Origin of the sequence: Collinsella tanakaei, assembly GCF_016902615.1 — a bacterium.
Taxonomy (GTDB): Bacteria; Actinomycetota; Coriobacteriia; order Coriobacteriales; family Coriobacteriaceae; genus Collinsella; species Collinsella tanakaei_A.
The window spans coordinates 1-23,143 of sequence record NZ_JACJMB010000024.1 but is presented as its reverse complement, the minus strand read 5'-3'; the positions used below and the strand labels follow the sequence as shown (position 1 = coordinate 23,143).

The following is a 23,143-nucleotide window of genomic DNA, read 5'->3' as shown; positions in this document are numbered from 1 at the left end:
CTATCCGGCGAGGCCGCGCAGCGCATCCGCGGTCTCGGTGGACGCGGCTAGGTCCAGCTTGAGCCCGATGAACGGCACCTCGATCGTTACGGTCGAGGTGCCCTCGTAGATGGTCGTCTCGAGGACCTTGACGTCTTGGAGGCCGCCGGCGTCCTGGCCCGCCTTCTGGGTCTCGGGTTGCCACAGCTCGAGGACGTATTCCGCCGCCGCCTCGGGTGCGTCCGCGAGGCCGTTGATGCCGGAGAGCGGTTCGAAGGCCCGCTCGATCTCCGCTTGGTCCGTCACCTCGCGCACAGCCTCGCCCGTCGCGGCGTCGCGCACGACGAGGCGGGACACCTTGCCGTAGTCGATGCCGGAGAGCGTGTCGGCAAGCTCCATCGCCTGTGCCGCGAGGTCGTCGGCATGGTTGGCGATCTCGCCGGCCTGGCCCGCGATCTCTCCTGCCCTGCCAGCGACCTCGCCGAGATCCGGTAGGCCGAAGCAACCCGAGAGCGGCAGCGCGAGCGTGGCGGCGACGAGGGCGGCAAGGGTCTTCGGTGCTCTCATGTGCGAATCCTTTCCCGAGGCTTTCCCAGCCATTCTACCAACCGGCCCGCTTGCATGGCGCAACCCTTTCCCTCGGCAGCGCGATTTCCCGCGCAACGTGTCTGCAAGGCTCACCGCCCCCTGCGGGCGCGCTGCCTTGCAGGCACGTTGCCGATTGTCTTCGTGCAAAGGGAACACGAATCGCTCGTTCACGCGCCTTTCGCACGAAGATGATCTCTGGCGCGCCGGGGCACGCCGGGGAGCGCCGTTGCGCGCCGTTGGATGCCGGGGCGCCGGCGCGCATGGCGTGCCCCGTGCGCCTGTGGGCTTTGCAAAGTCCTGACGCGGGTGCGCAGGAATCGGTCGGGGCGCTCTGGTAAGGTGGATGGGCAGAAGAGGGAGATTCGTGAAAGAGGGGATGACATGGTGCGGGATGCGGCGCAGGCGGCGGGACATGTCGACAACGGCCATATCGCGTTCGAGGGACTGCCCAACACGCGTGATCTGGGCGGTATGCCGGCGGCGGACGGTCGGCGCATCCGTCCGCGCGCGTTGCTGCGCAGCGGCCTGCTCGAGCGGGGGACCGTGCGCGACCTTGCGCGCCTGCGCGACGAGTACGACCTCAAGCTCGATATCGACCTGCGCACCGACGAGGAATGCGCCGAGCGGCCCGATCCCATCGACGCGTTTCCCGGTATGCGCTTCGTCCACTTGCCGGTGTTCCAGGAGCCCGCGGCGGGCGTGTCGCGTAGCGATGACGATATGGAGCGCGTGCGCGCCGAGGTGATGCGCGGCGAGGTCGAGCCGGCGCAGCTCATGATCTCGCTCTATCCGCACGTGGTGCTCGACGACATGGGTATCGCCGCCTACCGCTCGTTTTTCGAGGAGATCTTCGCGCTCGACGAGGGGGCGGCGCTCTGGCACTGCACGGCTGGCAAGGACCGCTGCGGCATGGCGGCTGTCCTTATGGAGACCGTGCTCGGCGTGCCCTGGGAGGTCATCCAGGCCGACTACATGGCGACGAACCGCTTCTACGGCCTTGCCGTAAACGACGGCGTACCGTCCGACCCGTTCGAGGGGGTTGACGCGCGCTATCTCGCCGCTGCGACCGAGGCGCTCGACCGGGAGTTCGGCGGCATCCTGCCCTACACCGAGCAAGCGCTCGCCGTCGACGCCGACGCGCGTGAGACCCTACGCGCCCGCTACCTCGTGTAAAAGATTTGCGAACAGCTCGGCGCCGCCCCGGCATGGCGGCCGTCGGTGCCCTCAGCGAACAGATGAGGAGGCTGGCCGCGAAGGCTGTCCCATGGGACCATGTGGGGTCGTCTGCCGGAGCTCTTTCAAGGAGGATATTCGTGTTCAAGCGCATCGTGCGCCTGCTGGTCGTCTGTGCGGCTGCGTTCTCGCTTGCGGCGTGCAGCCAGACCCCTGCCGATACCAGCTCATATGTGGCGCTCGACGCGGCACCCCGTGTCGAGCGAGCGGCGTTTAGCGAGCGCGAGATCGCCTGCGCAAAGGACAACCTAGGGTTCGAGTCCTACAGCGAGCTCGACGAGCTCGGCCGCTGCGGCGTGGCGGAGGCTTGCCTGGGGCCGGAGACGATTCCCGCCTATGGCGAAGAGCGCGAGAGCATCAGCGAGATCCGTCCGACCGGGTGGCATTCCATCCGCTACGACTTCGTGGAGGGCGAATCGCTCTACAACCGCAGCCACCTGATCGGCTGGGCGCTCGCCGCCGAGAACGCCAACGAGTGCAACCTCGTTACCGGCACGCGCTACATGAACGCCGATGTGATGCGTCCGTACGAGGAGCAGGTCGCCGACTACATCTACGACACGGGCAACCACGTGTTCTATCGCGCCACCCCGGAGTTCTTAGGCGATGAGCTCGTGTGCCGCGGCATCGAGGTCGAGGCGTATTCGCTGGAAGACGACGGCGCGGGTATCGACTTTCGCGTGTGGTGCCCGAACGTGCAGCCCGGGGTGGAGATCGACTACGCCACGGGCGATGCGCGCCTCGCAGAGGATGCCCCGGTGGGCGAGGGCGACGCAGCGGTGATCGAGCGGGGTGACTACGTCCTGAACACGAACTCACATAAGGTGCACGACCCTGCGTGCCCGGGTGCTGCCGATATCGCGCCGGGCAACCGCGAGGACTTTCATGGGTCGCTTGCCGATGCCGAGCGGATGGGGTATAGCCTCTGCGGCCAGTGCCTCGCCTGAGTGCCACGGCGCACCGGCGTGCGGCAGCCTCGCTTCTGCGCCGCCGCCCTGCCCTGCGGCGCCCTTCGTCGATGTAAAACGTTTTTCAAGCCGTTTCGCGGGGGTTGGTTCCGGCGCGGCATTCTATACTAGGCCCATTCCCCGCAACCTGACAGGAAGGGCAAGGTATGGGCGGTTTCTTTGGCGCGGCGTCCAAGCGCGACGTGGTGCTCGATGTGTTCTTCGGCGTTGACTACCATTCGCATCTGGGCACGCGACGTGCCGGCATGGTGTTCTGCGAGGGCACGGGAGGGTTCCAGAAGGAGATCCACTCCATCGAGAACACCCCGTTTCGCTCCCGATTCGACGCGGACCTCGCGCGCTTCCACGGCACGAGCGGCATCGGCTGCATCAGCGATACCGACCCCCAGCCACTGCTCGTGCGCTCCCGCCACGGCGTGTTCGCCATCACGACCGTGGGCATTATCAACAACGCCAACGAGCTGATTGAGAACTACTTCGAGGAGGGCGGCGCCCAGTTCATGGCGATGAGTTCCGGCGCGGTGAACAACACCGAGCTCGTGGCGGCGCTCATCAACCAGAAGGAAGACCTGGTCGAGGGCATCATGTTCGCCCAGCGCGCTGTCGAGGGGTCGCTTACGCTGCTCGTCATGACCGAGGACGGCACCATCTTCGCCGCACGTGACCGCATGGGCCGCCTGCCGGTGCTGATCGGCCGCGACCTGGGCGGGGAGGGCTACTGCATCTCCTTCGAGTCGTTCGTCTACCACAAGCTCGGTTACGAGGACGCCTACGAGCTCGGCTCCGGCGAGGTCGTGCGCATCACGGCCGACGGCTACGAGACGGTGGCGCCCGCAGGCGACCAGATGAAGATCTGCGCGTTCCTGTGGGTGTACTACGGTTACCCGAATTCCAACTATGAGGGCGTGAACGTCGAGGTCATGCGCTATCGCAACGGCCATATCATGGCGCGCGACGAGGCGGCCGCGGGCACCCTGCCGGACGTCGACTACGTGGCGGGCGTGCCCGATTCGGGCCTGCCGCACGCCATCGGCTACGCCAACGAGTGCGGCGCCACGTTCGCCCGCCCGTTCATCAAGTACACGCCCACCTGGTCGCGCTCGTTCATGCCCGCGAACCAAGAGGTGCGCAACCGCATCGCCGAGATGAAGCAGATTCCCGTGCCCGAGCTCATCCGCGACAAGAAGCTGCTGTTCGTGGACGACTCCATCGTGCGCGGCACGCAGCTCGGCAAGACGGTGAACTTCCTGTACGAGGCCGGCGCCAAAGAGGTGCACATGCGCTCCGCGTGCCCGCCGATCATGTTCAGCTGCAAGTATCTGTCGTTCTCGCGCGGCAAGTCCGACATGGACCTCATCGCCCGCCGCGTGGTGCGCGAGCTTGAGGGACCCGAGGGCGATAAGCATCTCGACGAGTACGCCGACAGCTCTACCGAGCGCGGCGGCTGCTTGCTGCGCCGCATCTGCGAGGAGCTCGGCTTCGACAGCCTGGGCTACCAGTCGCTGCCCGGCATGCTCGAGGCCATCGGCATCGACCCCACAAAGGTGTGCACCTACTGCTGGGACGGCAAGGAGTAGGTTTCAGCTCGCGCGGCATCGGGCCCAAGGCGAACCCGACGGGCCATTGTTACCAGCGATACGGTTCGCTCCGCCAAGCCATCAGGTGCGGCGGGGCGAACCGTTTTTTTGGATGCGGGCAAAGGGCGCGCTGGCCTCCGCTACGCCATGTTCGGGAAGCCGGTTTGGCGCAGCGCCTCGTACAGAACGATGGCCGCAGCGTTCGAGAGGTTGAGCGCGCTGATGCGGTAGTCATCGGGGTCGATGAAGTTGCCGCAGATGTCCTGGCGAAGCAGGGGAGAGGGCGCCGCGTCGGCCTGCTCGCCATGCAGCGCGCTTTCGTTGGCCTCCCAGCGCTCGCGGTTGGCAAGCGAGACGGTATCGGGAAGCATGGGGATGCGCTCGCAGCTCTCGGGGAGCGCAGCGAGGATCTCCTCCGGGATGCCGGAGCTTTCTTTTCCAAACACGAGAAAGTCGCCGTCGCGGTAGGTGCTCTCCGCATAGGTGCGCCGCGCCTTCTTGGTGAGCAGGTGCAGGTGCGCTGAGGCCCCAGGGCCCCTCAGCCCGCAGGCGTCCAGAAACGCGTCCCAAGAGGGGTGGATGCGCACGTCGAGGTTCTCCCAGTAGCCAAGACCCGCACGGTGGAGCATCTTGCTGTCGAGTGAGAAGCCGAGCGGCTCGATCAGGTGCAGGCGCGCGCCGGCGACGACGCAGGTGCGGCCGATGTTGCCGGTGTTGGCAGGGATCTCCGGCTCGAAGAGCACAATGTTCAGCATGCGATTGCTCCTTTTAGTCGTTGTACGGCCGCGCGCCCGGGCGTGTGGGCACGGCGTCCCTTACGGTACCACGCCGTCCGGTTGCCGTTCATTGCGTGGGGAATGCGCCGCGTCGCGCCATTTACGCTACTATCGTGGGGCGCGCTTGCGCGCGACCAAGCGAACCGTATCCGAAGGGACCCCATTCATGATCAAAGAGCTCGTGCACGACGACGCCATCCTTTCCCAGACCTGCGAGCCCGCCACGGCCGAGGACGCCGCGCTCGTCCAGGACCTCATTGACACCATGAACTCCATCGACGACGCCGTGTGCCTGGCGGCCAACCAGATCGGTGTGACGAAGGCCGTGTGCGTCTACAAGGATGACGACGATCAGATCCACGCGCTGTTCAATCCCAAGATGATGCTCGGCCTCGGCGCCTTCAAGTGCGAGGAGCGCTGCCTGTCGCACGACGACGCCCACAAGGTCACCCGCTTCATCAAGATCAAGGTGAACTACGACGAGCTGGTCGACGGCGAGCTCAAGCGCCGCCGTGCGGACTTCACCGATTGGGAGGCCCAGATGATCCAGCACATGATCGACCACTGCAACGGCAGGCTCGTGTAAGGCCGCAGCCGAAACATCGTGCCGACACTGACGGGGCGCCCGGATGCGATCGCAGCATCCGGGCGCCCCGTCGTTGTGTGTAATGGGGTTGGGTGCCAGGTATCGACAGCGTCCTGCGGGAGCGTGGCTGGCGGTTGGCCTTGATGGCGAAGGAAGACTTGTAGAATTGGTTTACCAGTACGACGAAGAGGACGGCTTTTTCTTTGTGTTCCATGGTATGACCCCGCCGAGTGGCAAGACGCTCCGCGAGCTTGGATTGGAGAGGCGAGGAGCATGAACATTTCCGAATACATGAAGAAGCACAACCTCACTGACGTTGACCTCGACACGATGGCAGCCCTATGAGAATGGGGACTATGAAGGCGGTGGCGGCGAGGTCTTTACCGGATCCATCTTGATGGAGTGGGCAAGCGGCGCGTGGCGGTCATCTATGACGCGCGCGATGCCCAGCGCGTGGCGGCGATAGCGCGTGGCGGCGATAGCGCGTGGCGGCGATAGCGCGTGGCGGCGATAGCGCGGAGCAGGGGAGTTAAGCCCTCTGAGGTTTACCGCGATGCGCTCGAATACTATTTGGCGGCTCAAGCCTAGCGCCTCGATACATTGCAGGTGTATGTTGCCGAACAAGCTGAATGCAGGGACTTCGGGTAAACCGTTGCCCTGCATTCGCATTTCATTGGAGTAGGCGCTAACGGGTGGCTATCGAGTGCCGTTCGGTTTCGGCGAGAGAAAACCGACTGGTCGACCCTGTGCCTCCTATGGCATCACGAGCGCCCAGATGACGGCGATGACGACGGCGGGCAGCATGTTCGCGGGCTTGAACGTGTTCTTCCAGATAAGGTTGATACCCACGCAGAAGATGAGCATCGACCCCACGAGCGAGAGGCTCGAGAGCGCTGCGGCGGTCATGATGGGACGGATGGGCTGCGCGAGCAGGGTGATGGCGCCCTGGATGACGGCGACGGGCAGGGCGGAGAAGATGCAGCCGCGGCCGAGCGACGCGGTCATGACGCACACGATGATGGCGTCGAGCGCTCCTTTGAGGGCGAGGGTCGACCAGTCGCCCGCGATGCCGTCCTGAATGGAGCCGACGATCGCCATGGCGCCGATGCTCACCGTGAGCGAGGCGTTCACGAAGCCGTTGACGAAGCCGGCATCGTCGCCGCTGCCGGTTTTCTGCTTGAGCCAGATGCCGAGCTGCTCGAAGCGGCGGTCGAGGTCGATGGCCTCGCCGATGGCGGAGCCGAGCGCGAACGAGACGATCATCATGGCGGTGCCGCCGCTCGCAAGGGCGCCGTTCTGGACGGTGAGCATCTGCTCGAGCGTGCCCGCGACCCCCACGAAGATGATGCAGAGGCCGGTGGCCTTCATGAGGGTGTCCTGCATGCGGGGGATGAGGAAGCGCCCGCCGAGCAGGCCGACGACGCCGCCGGCGAGGATGCAGGCGACGTTGATGAGCGTTCCCAAACCGATCATGCGGGTCATCTCCCGGGTATCCGATGCGTATGTGCCGTCGCTATGGTAGCAAACGCATCCTCTGCCCGGGCCCTCAGGGGCTCAGCGCTCGGCGGGGCGCCATTGGGCGAGATGGACGAGGGCGCGGGTGAGGCGCTTTGCCACAGGGGCGCTCAGGTGGGCGCGGCGGGCGAGTTTGCGCCCGAGCTTGCGGGGCGTGCGCGGGTCGGCGAGCTCGTCGTGCGTGATGGGGATGACGGTCAGGTTCGGGAACGCCTCGGTGTCGACGGGGGCGCTCGTGGGGTCGTCGACGATATCGAGGGCGAGCTGGAAGGGGGGAAGGTACAGGGCCATGGCAACCTCCGGGGTGTGCGCGGCGGGTGCCGCGGGTGCGCCCAGCCTAGCAGGCGGTTCCATCATCTCTCGATGCCCTTCCCGACCGTGGTCCGACAGCCGCAGGATGCCAGGCGGCGCGGGTCCGAAAACTGCACGATATCCCCATGCCTGCCGCCGGCACCCGGCGAGGCGCGTTCCCTTCGGGTGTGCGCGTGCCCGCCCCGCGCGATGAGCTGCTCCCCCTGAGGGGAGAGCGCATCACGTTTACGCGCTTGTCACAAACGGCGGGCTGACGTGCCGCCGCGTTCGGGTTGCCTATACTGATAGGTCCGATGTGCTTTAGCAAGATAAAGAAAGGCGCCATATGGTAGACGTGCTGCCATGGACCTCAGAGTTCGACGAATATCTGCGCGACGAGTCGCGGAGCACCGGCGACGCCGATTCGATTTCGTTTCCGCGCACAGAAGGCGATATCCGCACGGTCATGCGCTCGCTGTACGGCGCGACCGGCCCCGACGGGCGCCCGGTGCCCGTCACGGTGCAGGGCGCGCGCACGGGCCTCGCGGCGGGCGCGGTGCCCGCGGGCGGTCATGTGATGAACCTCTCGCGCGCAAACGCCTACCTGGGCCTGCGTCGGGACCAGACGGGCAGCTACCTCGTGCGCGTGCAGCCGGGCGTGGTGCTGGCGGAGCTTCGGCGCCATCTTGCGCGCCACACGATTCCGTGTGCGGGCTGGGACGCGGCGAGCCTCGCGGCGCTCGAGGAGCTCTACGCCGGTCCCGAGCAGTTCTTCCCGACCGACCCGACCGAGACATCCGCCTGCATAGGCGGCATGGCGGCCTGCAACGCATCCGGCGCGCGCAGCTACGCCTACGGCCCGATGCGCCCGCATGTCGCGAGCCTGCGCGTGGTGCTCGCCGACGGCGACGTCGTGGCGCTGCGCCGCGGCGAGGTCTTCGCGCGCGGCCGTCACCTCACGCTCGAGACCGAAGGCGGCCGCACGATCGAGCTGGACCTGCCGACCTACACCATGCCTGCCACGAAGAACGCCTCGGGCTACTTCGTTGCCGACGATATGGATCCCATCGACCTGTTCATCGGGTCGGACGGCACGCTCGGCATCATCAGCGAGCTTGAGCTCATCTTGAGCCCCGTGCCGCAGGTGAGCTGGGGTATCAACTGCTTTTTCGGCACCGAGGACGATGCGATCGGCTTCACCTGCGCCGTGCGCCCCGCGCTCGCGCACGCCTGCGCGCTCGAGTACTTCGACGCGGCGGCCCTCGATATCCTGCGCCGCCAGCGCGAGCGCTCGACGGCCTTCTCCGCTCTGCCCGCGCTCGATGATGCCTGGGGCTGCTGCGTGTACGTGGAGCTCGCCTGCGACGACGAGGCCGAGGCCCTGGCCGACCTGGCGCGCCTGCGCGATATCCTCGCCGCGTGCGGAGGCTCCGAGGACGCCACCTGGGTGGGCCGCACCGACGTTGACCGCGAGTGCCAGCGGTTCTTCCGCCATGCGGTGCCCGAGAGCGTGAACATGCTCATCGACGAGCGCCGCCGAACCGACCCGACCATCACGAAGCTCGGCAGCGACATGTCCGTGCCCGACGACCGCCTGCGCGATGTTGTGCGGCTGTACCGGGAGAGCCTGGCCGCAGCGGGGCTCGAGTCGGCCGCGTGGGGGCATATCGGCAACAACCACCTGCACGTGAACGTGCTGCCGCGCGATGCCGCCGACTATGCGGCGGGCAAGCGGCTCTTCCAGACGTGGGCGCGCGCCGTGACCGATATGGGCGGCGCCGTGTCGGCCGAGCACGGCGTGGGCAAGCTCAAGCGCGACTTCCTCGCCGTCATGTACGGGGCGGATCACATCCGCGAGATGGCTGCGCTCAAGCGCCAGCTCGACCCGTACGGGCAGCTCGGGCAGGGCAACCTGTTCGCGGTCGATACGTGCGAAGGAGGTGCGTGAGCCATGCATATCGTGGTCTGCGTGAAGGCGGTCCCCTCCACGACGGAGGTGAAGATGGACCCCAAGACCAACACCATCGTGCGCGATGGGCGCCAGGCGGTGGTGAACCCGTTCGACGCGACGGGGCTCGAGATCGCCCTGCACATCAAGGACGAATGCGCGGCGGCGGGAGACCCCTGCCGCGTGACGGTGCTCTCCATGGGCATCCCCGACACCGAACGGCTGCTGCGCGACTGCATCGCGCGCGGGGCCGACGACGGGCTGCTGCTGAGCGACCGGGCGTTCGCCGGCGCCGACACCCTGGCGACGACCTATGCGCTGTCGCGCGGTATCGCCTGCATGGACGAGCCGGCCGACCTCGTGGTGTGCGGCAAGATGGCGGTCGACGGCGACACGGCGCAGATCGGGCCGGAGCTTGCCGGTGCGCTCGACGTGCCATGCGTGGTAGACGTCCAGCGCCTGCACGGCATCGTGGGCAGCACGCTTGCGCTCGAGCGCGCAACCGATGCGGGGCGCGAGCTCGTCGAGGTGGACCTGCCGGCGGTCATCACGGTGGCGAAGGACGCGGCGCAGCTGCGGATGCCGAGCATCGCGGGCGTGCTTGCGGCTGAAGGCGTGCCGATCGCGGTCAAGACGGCTGCGGATGTGGATGCCGACCCCGCGCGCACGGGGCTTTCCGGCTCGCCCACCCAGGTCGTCCGCTCGTTTGTGCCCGAGCGCGCGAGCGAAGCCGTCTGCGTTACCGGAGACGCCGCCGAGCAGGCGGCAGCGCTGGTCGAGCTGATTGAGGAGGCGTGCCGATGAGCGGGCTGGTGATCGATACCGAGCGCTGCGTGGGGTGCGGGCGCTGCGTCAAGGCGTGTGCGTCGGCGGGCGTCGAGCTGGTGCGGCGCGAGGGCGCGCGTCCCGTCGCGCAGCCGACCGGCTCCTGCATCTTCTGCGGTGCGTGCGTGGACGCGTGCCCGGTGGACGCTATCGCGATCGAGAAGGACGCGGGCGCCTCCGAGGCCGAGCTCGCCTCCTATAGCGGCATCTGGGTGTTCGCCCAGGTGGATGATGAGGGGCGCGTGCTGCCGGTGGCGCTCGAGCTGCTCGGGCGGGCGCGCGCGCTTGCCGATGTGCGCGGCTGCACGCTGACGGCGCTTTTGGGCGAGGGGCCGGACGCGCCGCAGGACAACGAGCGCGCCCTTGTCGCTGCGGGCGCTGACGAGGTCATCGTCTGCCGCGATGGGCGCCTGGCCGTACGCGACGCCGAGGTCTTCGCGCACTGGGTCTGCGATCTTGCGCGCGCATGCAGGCCCGAGGCGATCCTCTACGGCGCCACGGCGTTCGGCCGCGAGCTCGCGCCGGGTGTGGCCGTGCGCCTGCAGACCGGCCTGACCGCCGACTGCACCGTGCTCGAGCTCGATGGGGCGACGGGGCTGCTCCAGCAGACGCGCCCTGCCTTCGGCGGCAACCTCATGGCCACGATCGTATGCCCCGCGCATCGTCCGCAGATGGCGACGGTGCGCCCCGGCGTGTTCGCGGCGCCCGAGCCCGACTGGTCGCGCACGGGCACGGTCCGGACCGTTTCGCTCGACGCGGCGGTGGCGCCGCGCGTGCGCGTGCTCTCGCGTGAGGCGGCATCGCACGGCCGCTCGATTGCGGAGGCGGAGCGGCTCGTCGTCGTCGGGCGCGGCATCGGCTCCAAGAAGAACCTGCCGCTTGCGCGCGAGCTCGCGCGCGCCCTCGACGCCGAGATCGGCTGCACGCGTCCGCTCGTGGAGTCGGGCTGGCTGGAGTATGCGCACCAGGTGGGCCAGACGGGCGTCTCGGTGGCGCCGAAGCTGCTGGTGAGCCTCGGAGTGTCAGGTGCCATCCAGCACCTGGCGGGCATCGGCGGGGCGAAGGTGCACATCGCGGTGAACGACGACCCGGATGCGCCGATTTTCGGTGCGGCCACCTATAAGGTCGTGGGCGATTGCATTGAGGTCGCCGAGGCGCTGCTTGACAAGCTGGGCGCGCAGCGCTGAGCGCCGGCTCATCGCTGAGCAGAATGAACCGAACGGGCCCTCGGCGCCGCTGATCGCGCTGAGGGCCCGCGTGCGTGCTGGGGCTGCCGCCCGGGTTGCTCCTTTTCGCGCCGCTACCTGCTCTGGGCGAGGTAGACGCGCACCGTGTCGCCCATGCGGTCCCAGAGCTCTTGGGTCTCCAGGTCGAAGAAGGGCTGCTCGATGCCGAAGGGGGCGTCGAGCACGCGGAACAGGTAGCCCTGCGCCGCCATGGCGTGGCGGCTCTCGCGGAACACGAGCTCGAACGCGAACGACACGAGGCCCACCAGGTAGTCGGCCGGCTCGTGGCGCTCCTCGCGCGCCAGGCAGCGGCGCTTGCGGAAGGCGCGGAGGGCATCGTCGGAGATGCGGCTCGAGCGGAACGTGCGTTCATTGACGCCGAGGATCGTGTCGACGCTGCTCTCGCAGACGGTGCGCAAGATGTCGACTTTGTCCGCATCGCGCACGATGTTGCAGAACAGACGTGTACGGGCATCGAATTTCGGGGGGAGCGAGAAGGCGCTGTGCGCGCCCACGGCTGCGCGGATGAAGGGATCCTCGTAGCGCTCGTCCATGAATCGGTGGATGTTGCCGGGTTCGTCGTCCTCGGTCTCGAAGAGCACGTTCACGCCGAGCCGTGCGTGGTCTACGCTCTGGGCGTCGTTGAAGGTGTTCCAGCGGCGCAACTGCTCGAAGCGGCCGATGTCGTGCAGCAGGCCGCAGAGCCAGGCGAGGTCGACGTTGCCGGAAGACAGGCCCTCGCTGCGCGCGATGGTGTCGCAGAGCGCGGCGACCCGGTAAGTGTGCTTGATCTTGAGCGCGATGCGCGGATTTACGGTTCCGTAGGGCTCGACGTACTCGTGAAACGCTTCGAGGGCACGGGTGCGGTCGATATTCATGCGGGTCATCTCCCGGGGTGCGTAAGGGCGGCGGTAGTGGTGCGTATGCGCGCGAGGGCGCGCGTCGTGGCGATTTATGGGGCGTCGCATGGGCGCAGGTTCAAATTGTAGTTAAACCGCACGGGCGCGAGACGCGCGTCGGCACATCCTCGCGAGGAAACAACGAATCTTAAGGAGCGGGGCGTCCGACCTACCAGACGAGGTTCACGAGCACCATATAGGTGCCCGTCCCGGCAAGGATCGCCCAGAGCATGTCGCGACGCCACAGGTACACGCCGGCGGTGGCGAGGACGCCGATCGCCTCGGGCGCCCCGTGGCTGCCGAGCAGCGGGTTGACGTCTTTTACGCAGTACACGACGAGCATGCCGAAGATGGCACCGAACCGCCCCGTCCCCCTTGAGGACAAAGCTACTTGCTGAAGAACTGCGTGAAGGAGAAATGCTCGGGGGAGTAGCGGGTTTCGGTGAACTCGAACAGCCTGCCCGTGTCGATGAACGCGTTGTTCATGATGATGCCCACGCAGTTGCAGCCATCGAGCTCAAGATGGTCGCGGTCGAAACGTGTTGCCTTGCGAATGGAAAAGATGCGCCGCGAGGCGATGATACGGTAGCCGGTCGTCTGCTCGATGAAACGGTAGATAGAGCGCTCCGCCTCCTCCAGGGTGAGGCCGCGCACCACGTCGCACAGGAAATAGTTGATGTCGACAATCCAGGGATGGCCGTCCAAGATGCGCAAGCGCTCCAAATAGTAGGCGTCTTCGCCCACAGGCAGGTTGGTGCGCGCGGACACCTCCTCATCGATTGTCATGTGGCGGAAGGCCAGTACGCGTGTGACCGTTTCGTGCTTCTGCGCCGTGGAGATCGCCTGCGCACCGGAGAAGTCGCGCATGTCCAGCTGCACCTCGGTGGGGGCAGGCAGGTGGTCGAGGACCACGACCCCGCGGCCGCGGATGCTCTGCACGTAGCCCTCGCGCGCGAGCCTCATCTGGGCGCTCGGCTACAAGAACAAGGAGGCGTAGGCGCGCATGATGCGAATCGAGACCGTCTCGCTGCCCTCGTCGGGCTACGGTTCCAAACCGGTTACGCTCACGGTGTACGCACAGGATAACGTGGCCGCGCACGAGGGGCGCCGCCGTCCCGCGGTGATCGTGTGCCCTGGCGGCGGCTACGGTTTCTGCTCTGGTTGTGAGGCGGAACCCATGGCGCTCGCCTTCGTGGCGCGTGGCCTGCAGGCATTCGTGCTCGACTATACCGTGCTGGACGAGGACGAGACGCGCCCGTTGCTGCCGTACCCCCAGCAAGATCTGGCGCGGGCGGTGGCACTCGTACGCGAGAACGCGGAGGCCTGGCATGTGGATGCCGACCGGATTGCATCCTGGGCTGCTCGGCCGGCGGCCACCTGTGCGCAACCTATACGGGGCTTGCACAAGATGCGGCCTTTGCCGCCGAGCTGGGCCTTGCACCGGAGCAGATTGCGGTGAACGCGCAGATCCTGTGCTATCCCGTCATCGACCTGTGCGCCGGATGGCCCTCCGACCCCGAACTAATTCCGGCCATCTGCGGCGAAGAGCTCGTGCGTGCGCAGGAGTTGGTGAGTCCGGTCACGCCGCGCACCTTTGTGTGGCATACCGCCGCTGACGACGGCGTGCCGGTGCGCAATACCTATGCGTATGCGGCGGCGCTCGCCGAGGCGGGAGTGGACCACGATTGCCACGTGTTCCACCGCGGTCGCCATGGCCTGTCTTTGGGGACCAAGCAGTCCGCCAAGAACGCTACGTATGAGAACAGCCATGTGGCCCATTGGCTCGACCTCGCGATCGAGTGGCTCGAAGAGGGCTTTGCGGAGCCTGATTCGGACAGCACGTCAGCCGAGGCGTAAGAGCTCCCCCACATAGATTGCCCCTTTCTCCGACAGCGTCCCCCCCACCGCAACCTGTGAGAGGGGCGCTTTAGCAGGGGTGTCCTCAAGGGGGACACCCCTGAGGACAAGGAGCGCTACTCGCAGATGGCCACGACGCGGGCCGGCAGGCCGGTGGCACCCTCGATGCGCGGCCAGCTCACGAACACGATGGCGCCGGTCTCCGGCACCTGGTCGAGGTTCGTCAAGACCTCGACCTGCAGATGCCCGTGGTCGAGCACCCAGCGCTCACAGGCGAGGTCGCCCGCCTCCGCCGCCAGGTAGGAGGCATCGGTGTCGAACGTCTCGTGGCCGTTCATGGCGATGCGGCGCTCCTCGTACAGGAACTGCAGCGCGGGCAGCGACCAGCCGGGGCAGTGCTCGCCGCCCTCGTCGTCAAAGTTGTTGAGCGCGTCGTTGTCGGGCCAGCGCAGGTGCCAGTCGGTGCGCAGCGCTACGAAGGCGCCCTCGGGGATGCGGCCGTGCTCGGCCTCCCACGCCGCGATGTCCGCCACGTCGACGGCGACGTCGGGGCCCGCCTCGGCGATCTTGCCCGTGAGGTCGATCACGCACAGCGGCATGGCCATGTCGGCGGCGCCGTAGGCCTCGGAGCCGGCCGCGCCGGGCGTGAAGTGGCTCGGGAAGTCGACGTGCGTGCCGAACTGCCCGGGGAACTTGTAGGTCTGGATGCGACAGGAGAGCATCTCCTCGTCGTAATCGAATACCGTGCGGCAGAGCTCGACCGAGCCGGCCGGGATGCCCGCCCAGTAAGGGCTCTCGTCGGTCAGGGGGTGGGAGAGCTCGACCCACCGGCAGCTCTTCAGGTTCGCGAGGTCGGACCACAGGCTCATGGGATGTCCCTTCTCGAGGTGGAAGCGGGGCGGAGCGCCCGCCTGCATCCGATGGTACTACCGGGCGCTGCTGCAGCTGGGTATCGGCCACTCTGTAACCAGGTGTTCGCACGCGTCGGTTCGTTGCCCGTTCGCCCTCGCGCGCGGTGCCCTTTGGGTATAGATTGGTGCATAGGAGGCGATTATGGCCGCAAAACGCATGCTCTGGCGCGACATCCGCCGCACCTTCTCCAAATCCCGCGCCCGCTTTCTCTCCATCGTGGCGCTGATCGCCCTCGGGTGCTTCGCGCTCGTGGGCTTCAAGGTGACCGGCCCCGACATGCGTGCGACCGCCGAGCGCTATTTCGACGGCCTCGGCCTTGCCGACCTGACCGTGATCGCCGACATGGGCATCGATGATGACGACGCGGGCATGATCGCGCGGGCCTCCGACATCGACGCGTTCGAGCTTGGCTATCTCGTCGACGCGACCTATGCGGGCGCGACCGATGCGGTGCGCGTGTTCTCGGCGCCGCGCGAGATCTCGGAGTTCGAGGTCACTGCGGGCAGGATGCCGCAGGCGGCGGACGAGATCGCGCTCGATGCGTCCACGGGCGGTGCGCATCCGATCGGCTCGATTGTTGCCCTCGACGAACGCCCGGCGCAGGACGGCTCCTATGCGCTTTCGCGCCATGAGTTCACCGTGGTCGGCTATGTGGACTCGCCGGAGATCGTCGGCGTGGCGAACCGCGGTGCCACGCAGACGGGCACCGGGTCGCTCGTGGGGTACGCGGTGGTGCCCGAGAGCGCGTTCGACGTCGACTACCACATGATCGCGCGCCTGTCGTTTACCGATACGGCGGGGCTCGACCCCTATAGCCAGACCTACCTCGACCGCGTGACCGCCCACAAAGACGAGCTCGACGAGCTGCTCGCAGACCAGCCGGAGCATCGTCTCGCGGCGGTGCGCGCCCAGTATCAGGATGCCATCGACGAGGGGCGGCGCCGTGTGGACGATGCGCGCGCCGCGCTCGACGACGCGGCGTCCCGGCTGGATGACGCGGCGGCCCAGATTGCCGACGCGCATGCGCAGATCGCGGCATCCGAGAACGAACTCGCCGATGCGGCATCCCAACTCGCGGCGGGCCGCACGCAGCTCGATGCATCGTGGGGCACCCTGGCGTCCACGAAGACCCAGCTGGACGATGCCCGCGCGACGCTGTCGAGCACCGAGGCGAGCCTCGGAGCGGCGGCAGAGCAGCTTTCCGCCGCGCGGCGACAGCTCGCCTCGAAGCAGGCGGAGTACGACGAGGGGCGCTCGCAGTACGAGGCGGCGGCTGCCGCGGCGGCTCAGAAGGCGGCTGACGCGCAGGCCAAGATCGATGCGGCGCGCACGCCGCTCGAGGAGGGAAAGGCCGCCATCGAGCAGAAGCTTGCCGAGCTGGACGAGCAGATCGCGACCTCCCAGGCGGCAGCCGAGCAGGCCCAGACCGCCCTCGACGCGCTCGATGAGCAGTTGGCGGCGCTTGACCCCGCCTCGCCGGAGCACGCCGAGCTTGTCGCCCGGCGCGAAGAGACCCAGGCGACGCTCGACGAGCTCACGGCGGCCGCAGGGCGGCTCGCGGCGGGCAGGCAGCAGGCGCAGGCGGCCTTCGATATCTTCATGAACGTGGACGCCGACGCGGAGGCGGCGGGCGAGGACGGCGGCTACACCGCGCTGATGGCCGAACTCGAGCAGGCGCAGGCCGAGCTCGATGAGCGCACCGCCGCGGCGATGGGGGAGCTCGAGCCGGTGCGCCAGCAGCTTGAGGCGGCCGCCGCACAGCTTGCCGACGCCCGCGCCGCCATCGACGCGCGCCAGGCGCAATACGATGCCGGCTACCGCTCCTACGCGCAGGGCGTCGCGGCGTACAACGACGGGCTTGCCCGCTACTACGCGGGGCTCGACGAGTGGCAGGCGGCATCTGAGCTCCTCCAGCAGAAGACGGGCGCCTACGAGCAGGGAGCCGCACAGCTGGATGAGGCCAAGGCGGAGCTTGCGGACAAGGAGGCCGAGTACGCCGACGGCCTTGCCGCCTACAACGAGCAGCTGCCGGATGTCGAGGCCGAGATCGCTGCGGGCGAGGCGGACCTCGCCGACGCCCGCGCGACCGCCTCTGCGCTCGAGCTGCCCTCCTACAGCGTCTACAGCCGCCGCGAGACCCCGGGGGCGGAAGGATACGTAGTCTACGACTCCGTCTCCGAGATCGTCGACTCGCTCGCCGACATCTTCCCGTACTTCCTCTATCTCGTGGCCGCGCTCGTGGCGTCGACCACGATGGCACGCATGGTGAGCGAGGAGCGTGTGAACTCGGGCACGCTCAAGGCGCTCGGCTACAGCGACTTCGACATCATGAAGAAGTTCCTCGCTTACGGAGCCGCCGCCGCGCTCCTCGGCGCCGTCGTGGGCATCGCGGCGGGCCATGCGCTTCTGCCCGCGATCGTCTACAACGCGTACGCGACCGGCTTCACCCTGCCGGCGCTCGAGCTCCATTTCAGCGCATCGGCGACGCTGCTCGCGCTTGCGCTCTCGCTTGCGACCGCCGTTGTGCCCGCATGGCTCGCCGCCGCCCGCGAGCTGCGCGAGAAGCCCGCCGACCTTTTGCTGCCGCGCGCGCCGGCGTCGGGGTCGAAGGTCCTGCTCGAGCGCGTGACCTTCATCTGGCACCGTCTGTCGTTCATCACGAAGGTCACGGTGCGCAATCTGTTCCGCTACAAGAGCCGCGCGCTCATGACCATCCTCGGCGTGGCGGGCGCCACGGGCATGCTGTTCTGCGGCTTCGCGGTGCAGCACTCCATCAGCGGCATCGTCGGTACGCAGTTCGGCGAGATCATCGGTTACGACCTGATCGTGGCCGAAGACGCGCACGCGACCGACGAGGAGCGCGCCGATATCGCCGACCTCATCGCCTCGGATGACGTCGTGGCGAGCTCGCCGGTTCGCTACGACGCGGTGACGCGCCGCGCGGGCTCGAAGGGAGACGAGCAGGACATCACCGTGCTCGTGTCCGACGGTACCGACGATTTCGCCTCCTACCTGCACCTGCGCGACCGCGTAAGCGCACGCGAGATCCCGCTGACCGACGAGGGGGTCGTCCTCTCCGAGCGCATCGCTTCGCTCACCGGCACCGAGGTGGGTGACGACTTCACGTTCACGTGCTCAGACGGCACCGAGCGCACGGTGCGCGTCACGGGCATCTGCGAGATGTACATGAACCACTTCATGTTCATGACGCCCACGGTGTATGAGGAGGTGTTCGGCAAGAGCGCCGAGCCGAACGCCTACGTGGCGACGCTTGCCGACGCGAGCCTTGCGGGCACGGCCGACATGGCGGCGCGCTTCATGGCGCTGCCCGGCGTCGCCGGCGTCGTGCAGTCGACGGCCCTTATCAACACGATCGACATCATCGTCGCGGCGCTCGACAAGATCATGGTCATCCTCATCGTCATCGCTTCGCTGCTCGCCATCGTGATCCTGTACAACCTCGTGACCGTGAACGTGTCCGAGCGCATCCGCGAGCTGTCGACGGTGAAGGTGCTCGGCTTCCACGACAACGAGGTGGCCATGTACATCTACCGCGAGACGATCGCGCTGTCGGCCATCGGCATCCCCTGCGGCTGGGCGTTCGGGCGCTTGTTGCAGCTCTACATCATCAATGCCGTTCCGCCAGAAACGGTCATGTTCAACCCCGCACCGGGCGGCCTGTGCTTCACGGTCTCCGCCGCGGTCATCATCGTCGTGGTGTTCCTGCTGTACTTCGCCGTCAAGCGCCGTCTGCGCCGGATCGACATGCTCGAGGCCCTCAAATCGGTCGACTGATAGCAGCCAGAACGGACTGTCCGCCGCGACGTTGCAACCGTTCGCGGGCGCAGAGATACCGCTTACGCCAGATGGGTGGTTTTGACTGATTGTGACTGGTTCTGGTGCTATGCTCTCCGTGTGAACGAATTAGAATGGTTTTGGATGGTTTTGGATGGTTTTGGATGGTTTTGGCGAAACGTCTGGACCATCCGGCAGGATGCGAACGAGGGGAGTGCAGATGCTTGCAGAAGATCGCCTGACGCGAATCGTCAACCTGGTCAACGAGCGGGGTGCCATCACGGCCGCCGAGCTCATGGAGCGTCTGGACGCCTCCGAGTCCACCATTCGCCGCGACCTGTGCCGCCTGGCGGAGCAGGGCCGCATCGTGAAGGTTCACGGCGGCGCCACCTCCATCATGCGCACGGTCGTCTCCTCCGACCAGCCGGTGATGGAGAAGTACAACGTGCACTTCGCGGAGAAGACCGCGATCGCGCAGTACGCCTCCACCCTGATCGAGCCCGACGACTTCGTCTACATCGATGCGGGCTCCACGACGGAGCGCCTTGTCGACTTCATCACCGAGACGCGTGCCACCTACTTCACGAACTCCATCTCGTGCGCGCACGGCCTGCTCGCGCGCGGCTGCCGCGTCATCGTGCCGGCCGGCGAGCTCAAGCCGATCACCGAGGCCATCGTGGGTGAGCAGACCGTCGACACGCTGCGCCGCTATCACTTCACCATCGGCTTTTTCGGCACGAACGGCGCCACGCCGAACGAGGGCTTCACCACCCCCGAGACCGGCGAGGCGGTCGTGAAGGGCCTGGCGCTCGCGCAGGCGCTGCGCCCGTATGTGCTCTGCGACGCGAGCAAGTTCTCCGTCGTCTCCCCGGTCACGTTCGCCGCGTTCACCGACGCGACCATCATCACCGATTCCGTTCCGCCCGCACTGGCGGGGGCGGACAACATCATCGCCGTGTCCGACCGCGACGCGGCGACGCGGGCATAACGCGAAGCAAAGGAGTACGCGACATGATCTACACCGTGACCTTCAACCCCTGTCTCGACTACGTCGTGGGCGTCGACGACCTCGCGCTCGGCGCGGTCAACCGCGTGGCGAGCGAGGCGATCATGGCGGGCGGCAAGGGCATCAACGTGTCCATCGTGCTCAAGAACCTAGGCCATGCGAGCTGCGCGCTCGGCTTCCTGGCGGGATTTACCGGTGACGAGATCGCGCACCAGCTGCAGCTCATGGGCGTCGACACCGATTTCATCGGAGTCGAGCGCGGCATGAGCCGCATCAACGTCAAGATCAAGGCGGCCGAGGAGACCGAGATCAACGGCATCGGCCCCGACATCACCGACGCCGACGTCGAAGCGCTCTACGCAAAGCTCGACGCGCTCGTCTCCGGCGACATCCTGATCATCTCCGGCAGCGTGCCGGCGGTCCTTCCGGGCGACATCTACGAGCGCATCATGGCCGCTCTCGAGGGGCGCGGCATCCGCATCGTGGTCGACGCGACGCGCGATCTGCTCGTGAACGTGCTCGCCTATCACCCGTTCCTCATCAAGCCGAACAACCACGAGCTCGGCGAGATCTTCGACGTGGAGCTGAAGACGCGCGCCGAGGTCGTGCCGTATGCCAAAAAGCTCCAGGAGCGCGGGGCGCGCAACGTGCTCGTCTCCATGGCGGGGGAGGGCGCGGTGCTCGTGACCGAGACCGGCGAGGTGCTCGAGGCCGTCGCGCCGGTGGGTACGGTGGTGAACTCCGTCGGCGCGGGCGACTCCATGGTCGCCGGGTTCGTCGCGGGCTATCTCGAGAGCGACGGCGACTTCGAGCGCGCCTTCCGCATGGGCGTCTGCACGGGGTCGGCGAGCGCGTTTTCGCTCGGCCTCGCCACGCGCGAGCAGGTTGAGGAGCTTCTCGCCCGCTAGCGCGACCGCGCAGGTTACAGAAGTGGTTTTCTAGCCAGGCAGGACGGCATCGGCCGTCATCCGAGGCGCCGGCGGCACGCCCGGTGCGAGCAGCGCTGTCCATCCGATGACAGCCGATGCCGTCCTGCCTGTTGTTGCAGAGAAAGGGGAAACATCCATGAAGATCACCGAGTTGTTGAAGAAAGACGGGGTGAAACTGGGAGTAGTTGCCGCCACGCAGGAGGAGGCCATCGACGAGCTCGTCGACCTGCAGGTCGCGTGCGGCAACGTGGGCGACCGGGCGAAGTACCGCCAGGCGGTGCTCGACCGCGAGGCTCAGTTCTCCACCGCGGTGGGCGAGGGTATCGCCATCCCGCATGCCAAGACCGACGCGGTGAAGCGGGCGGGCCTTGTGGCCATGACCGTGCCGGCCGGCGTGGACTGGAAGGCGCCGGACGGCAAGCCGAGCGACCTGATCTTCCTGATCGCCGCGCCCGACACGCAGGCCAACGTCCACCTCGAGGTGCTCGCGAAGCTCTCCGCCCTGCTCATGCACGCCGACTTCGCCGACGCCCTGCGCGCGGCCACGACGGTCGACGAGTTCCTCGCCGCCATCGACAGCGCCGAGGCGGCCCACGATGCCGAGCAGGCCGAGAAGGAGGCCAAGGCCGCGGCGCAGAAGGCGGCGCGCGAGGCGTCCCAAGCGGCTGCCGACACGGGCTTCCCGCAGGTTCTCGCCATCACCGCGTGCCCCACGGGCATCGCGCACACCTATATGGCCGCCGAGAACCTCGAGAAGGTCGCCGGCGAGATGGGCGTGACCATCAAGGTCGAGACCCAGGGTTCGGTCGGCACCAAGAACGCGCTCACGCCCGAGGAGATCGAGCACTGCCGCGGCATCATCATCGCCGCCGACAAGGGCATCGAGCTCTCCCGCTTCAACGGCAAGCCGCTGTATTCCACGAACGTCTCGGCCGGCATCAACGACGCCGAGCACCTCATCAACATCATCATGAACGGCGAGGCGCCCATCTGCCACGCCGAGGGCGGCTCCTCGGCGCCGGTGACCGGCAAGACCGAGGGCATGGGCTCGACTATCTACAAGCACCTCATGAACGGCGTTTCCCACATGCTGCCGTTCGTCGTGGGCGGCGGCATCCTGAAGGCCATCGCCTTCCTCGTCGACACCCAGGGTATGGGCACGGCGGCCTACGGCAGCTCGACGCCGCTCGCCGCGTTCTTCAACCTCGTCGGCGGCACGGCCTTCGACTTCATGCTGCCGATCCTCGCGGCCTACATCGCCATGTCCATCGCCGACCGACCGGGCCTGGCGCCGGGCTTTGTGGGCGGCTGGCTCGCCAAGCAGGGATTCACGCTCGGCTACCTCGCGACCGCTATGGATGCCGAGGCGCAAGGCGCGCTCATCTCCGGCGGCTTCATCGCGGCGCTGTTCGCGGGCTTCGCGGCGGGCTATCTGACGCTTGGGTTCGAGAAGCTCTGCGACCACCTGCCCGAATCGCTCGAGGGCATCAAGCCGGTGCTGCTGTACCCGCTCGTCTGCGTGTTCATGATCGGCTTGGTGATGCTCGTACTGAACCCGATCTTCGCGGCGATCAACTCCTGGCTGATCGGTGCGCTGAACGGCCTCGGCACCGGTAACCTTGTGCTGCTCGGCGCTGTCGTGGGCGGCATGATGTCCGTCGACATGGGCGGCCCGTTCAACAAGGCGGCCTACGTGTTCGGCACCGGCATGCTCGCCTCCGGCACGACCTCCGCGCAGATCGTCATGGCCTCCGTCATGGTCGGCGGCATGGTTCCGCCCATCGCCATCGCGCTTTCCACCACGTTCTTCAAGAACCGCTGGACCGCAGCCGACCGCAAGGCGGGCATCGTGAACTACATCATGGGCCTGTCGTTCATCACCGAGGGCGCGATTCCGTACGCCGCCGCCGACCCCGGCCGCGTGCTGCCCTCCTGCATCGTCGGCTCTGCCATCGCCGGCGCGCTCTCCGCTGGTTTCGGCTGCACGAGCCCCGCGCCCCACGGCGGTATCTGGGTGACCCCGGTTATCGGCAACCCGATCATGTATCTCGTGGCGCTCGTCGTCGGTGCCGCGGTGGCCTGCCTGATCCTCTCCTTCCTGAAAAAGCCGCTGCCTCCCGAGCAGTCCGGTCTGGCGAAGTAGGGTATCGAACAACCTGGTAAGCAAAGGGTCCTCCCGCGGGAGGACCCTTTGCTTACCAGGTTGTTCGATACCCTACTTCGCCAGACCGGA

General features: G+C 67.2%; 21 protein-coding genes. 13 read left to right on the top strand and 8 right to left on the bottom strand.

Translation table 11 applies throughout. The features are described 5' to 3' along the window. A complete protein-coding gene (locus tag H6A21_RS08135; protein ID WP_204562249.1) occupies window positions 1-546 on the bottom strand; it encodes a hypothetical protein in 546 nt (181 codons plus the stop codon). Window positions 547-948: 402 nt separating this feature from the next. On the opposite strand from H6A21_RS08135, the gene H6A21_RS08130 reads away from it, so the two are divergent. The 3 genes from H6A21_RS08130 (at window position 949) to H6A21_RS08120 (ending at window position 4,345) form a co-directional block, all read left to right on the top strand. Continuing rightward, entirely contained in the window at window positions 949-1,740 is a 792-nt protein-coding gene (locus H6A21_RS08130; protein WP_204562248.1) for a tyrosine-protein phosphatase, read from the top strand. A gap of 140 nt (window positions 1,741-1,880) precedes the next feature. Next, window positions 1,881-2,747 (top strand): DNA/RNA non-specific endonuclease, encoded by an 867-nt coding sequence (locus H6A21_RS08125; protein ID WP_204562247.1) that lies wholly within the window; start codon window positions 1,881-1,883, stop codon window positions 2,745-2,747. A 167-nt stretch (window positions 2,748-2,914) separates the two neighbouring features. Continuing rightward, window positions 2,915-4,345 carry an amidophosphoribosyltransferase gene (locus H6A21_RS08120; protein WP_204562246.1) on the top strand — a complete coding sequence of 477 codons (1,431 nt, stop codon included), beginning with the start codon at window positions 2,915-2,917 and terminating at the stop codon, window positions 4,343-4,345. A gap of 140 nt (window positions 4,346-4,485) precedes the next feature. On the opposite strand, the gene H6A21_RS08115 is transcribed toward H6A21_RS08120, so the two are convergent. Continuing rightward, on the bottom strand, window positions 4,486-5,100 hold the full coding sequence (locus tag H6A21_RS08115; protein WP_204562245.1) for a tRNA (cytidine(34)-2'-O)-methyltransferase: 615 nt from the start codon (window positions 5,098-5,100) through the stop codon (window positions 4,486-4,488). A 187-nt stretch (window positions 5,101-5,287) separates the two neighbouring features. On the opposite strand from H6A21_RS08115, the gene H6A21_RS08110 reads away from it, so the two are divergent. Further along, window positions 5,288-5,707, top strand: coding sequence for a peptide deformylase (locus H6A21_RS08110; RefSeq protein ID WP_204562244.1), 420 nt, complete (start codon window positions 5,288-5,290; stop codon window positions 5,705-5,707). Between the two features lie 753 nt (window positions 5,708-6,460). On the opposite strand, the gene H6A21_RS08105 is transcribed toward H6A21_RS08110, so the two are convergent. Further along, the gene (locus tag H6A21_RS08105) at window positions 6,461-7,180 is read right to left on the bottom strand and encodes a DUF554 domain-containing protein (RefSeq protein ID WP_204562243.1); all 720 of its coding nucleotides are present in this window, start codon (window positions 7,178-7,180) and stop codon (window positions 6,461-6,463) included. An 81-nt stretch (window positions 7,181-7,261) separates the two neighbouring features. Next, entirely contained in the window at window positions 7,262-7,513 is a 252-nt protein-coding gene (locus H6A21_RS08100; RefSeq protein WP_204562242.1) for a hypothetical protein, read from the bottom strand. A gap of 346 nt (window positions 7,514-7,859) precedes the next feature. Here H6A21_RS08100 and H6A21_RS08095 point away from each other — a divergent pair, with 346 nt between their 5' ends. The 3 genes from H6A21_RS08095 to H6A21_RS08085 are packed head-to-tail and all read left to right on the top strand — an operon-like array spanning window position 7,860 to window position 11,473. Then, entirely contained in the window at window positions 7,860-9,461 is a 1,602-nt protein-coding gene (locus H6A21_RS08095) for an FAD-binding oxidoreductase (RefSeq protein WP_204562241.1), read from the top strand. 3 nt (window positions 9,462-9,464) lie between these two features. Continuing rightward, window positions 9,465-10,265, top strand: a complete 801-nt coding sequence (locus H6A21_RS08090) for an electron transfer flavoprotein subunit beta/FixA family protein (protein WP_204562240.1) — start codon at window positions 9,465-9,467, stop codon at window positions 10,263-10,265. Continuing rightward, on the top strand, window positions 10,262-11,473 hold the full coding sequence (locus tag H6A21_RS08085) for an electron transfer flavoprotein subunit alpha (protein WP_204562239.1): 1,212 nt from the start codon (window positions 10,262-10,264) through the stop codon (window positions 11,471-11,473). The genes H6A21_RS08090 and H6A21_RS08085 overlap by 4 nt, the downstream gene beginning before the upstream one ends. A gap of 113 nt (window positions 11,474-11,586) precedes the next feature. Here the strand turns inward: H6A21_RS08085 and H6A21_RS08080 are convergent, their stop codons facing one another. From H6A21_RS08080 to H6A21_RS08070, 3 genes are all read right to left on the bottom strand, one after another. Continuing rightward, the gene (locus H6A21_RS08080; RefSeq protein ID WP_239462750.1) at window positions 11,587-12,390 is read right to left on the bottom strand and encodes an HD domain-containing protein; all 804 of its coding nucleotides are present in this window, start codon (window positions 12,388-12,390) and stop codon (window positions 11,587-11,589) included. A 190-nt stretch (window positions 12,391-12,580) separates the two neighbouring features. After that, entirely contained in the window at window positions 12,581-12,796 is a 216-nt protein-coding gene (locus tag H6A21_RS08075; RefSeq protein ID WP_239462749.1) for a branched-chain amino acid transporter permease, read from the bottom strand. A 2-nt stretch (window positions 12,797-12,798) separates the two neighbouring features. Continuing rightward, window positions 12,799-13,374 (bottom strand): GntR family transcriptional regulator, encoded by a 576-nt coding sequence (locus H6A21_RS08070; RefSeq protein WP_204562237.1) that lies wholly within the window; start codon window positions 13,372-13,374, stop codon window positions 12,799-12,801. A gap of 40 nt (window positions 13,375-13,414) precedes the next feature. Here H6A21_RS08070 and H6A21_RS08065 point away from each other — a divergent pair, with 40 nt between their 5' ends. Both H6A21_RS08065 and H6A21_RS08060 read left to right on the top strand, forming a co-directional pair. Further along, the gene (locus H6A21_RS08065) at window positions 13,415-13,870 is read left to right on the top strand and encodes an alpha/beta hydrolase (RefSeq protein ID WP_204562236.1); all 456 of its coding nucleotides are present in this window, start codon (window positions 13,415-13,417) and stop codon (window positions 13,868-13,870) included. Next, window positions 13,867-14,268: a prolyl oligopeptidase family serine peptidase gene (locus tag H6A21_RS08060; RefSeq protein WP_204562235.1), complete on the top strand. Its 402-nt coding sequence runs from the start codon at window positions 13,867-13,869 to the stop codon at window positions 14,266-14,268. Before H6A21_RS08065 ends, H6A21_RS08060 begins: the two co-directional genes overlap by 4 nt. Window positions 14,269-14,384: 116 nt before the next feature. Here the strand turns inward: H6A21_RS08060 and H6A21_RS08055 are convergent, their stop codons facing one another. Continuing rightward, window positions 14,385-15,137, bottom strand: a complete 753-nt coding sequence (locus tag H6A21_RS08055; RefSeq protein ID WP_204562234.1) for a cyclase family protein — start codon at window positions 15,135-15,137, stop codon at window positions 14,385-14,387. 184 nt (window positions 15,138-15,321) lie between these two features. Between H6A21_RS08055 and H6A21_RS08050 the strand changes: the two genes are divergently transcribed. The 4 genes from H6A21_RS08050 to H6A21_RS08035 all read left to right on the top strand — a co-directional run bounded on the left by H6A21_RS08050 (window position 15,322) and on the right by H6A21_RS08035 (window position 23,053). Continuing rightward, window positions 15,322-18,975 (top strand): ABC transporter permease, encoded by a 3,654-nt coding sequence (locus tag H6A21_RS08050; RefSeq protein ID WP_204562233.1) that lies wholly within the window; start codon window positions 15,322-15,324, stop codon window positions 18,973-18,975. Between the two features lie 220 nt (window positions 18,976-19,195). Beyond that, a complete protein-coding gene (locus H6A21_RS08045; RefSeq protein ID WP_204562232.1) occupies window positions 19,196-19,963 on the top strand; it encodes a DeoR/GlpR family DNA-binding transcription regulator in 768 nt (255 codons plus the stop codon). Between the two features lie 23 nt (window positions 19,964-19,986). Beyond that, the gene (gene pfkB / locus H6A21_RS08040; protein ID WP_204562231.1) at window positions 19,987-20,889 is read left to right on the top strand and encodes a 1-phosphofructokinase; all 903 of its coding nucleotides are present in this window, start codon (window positions 19,987-19,989) and stop codon (window positions 20,887-20,889) included. A 157-nt stretch (window positions 20,890-21,046) separates the two neighbouring features. Beyond that, window positions 21,047-23,053, top strand: a complete 2,007-nt coding sequence (locus tag H6A21_RS08035) for a PTS fructose transporter subunit IIABC (protein WP_204562230.1) — start codon at window positions 21,047-21,049, stop codon at window positions 23,051-23,053. Window positions 23,054-23,143: the final 90 nt, after the last annotated feature.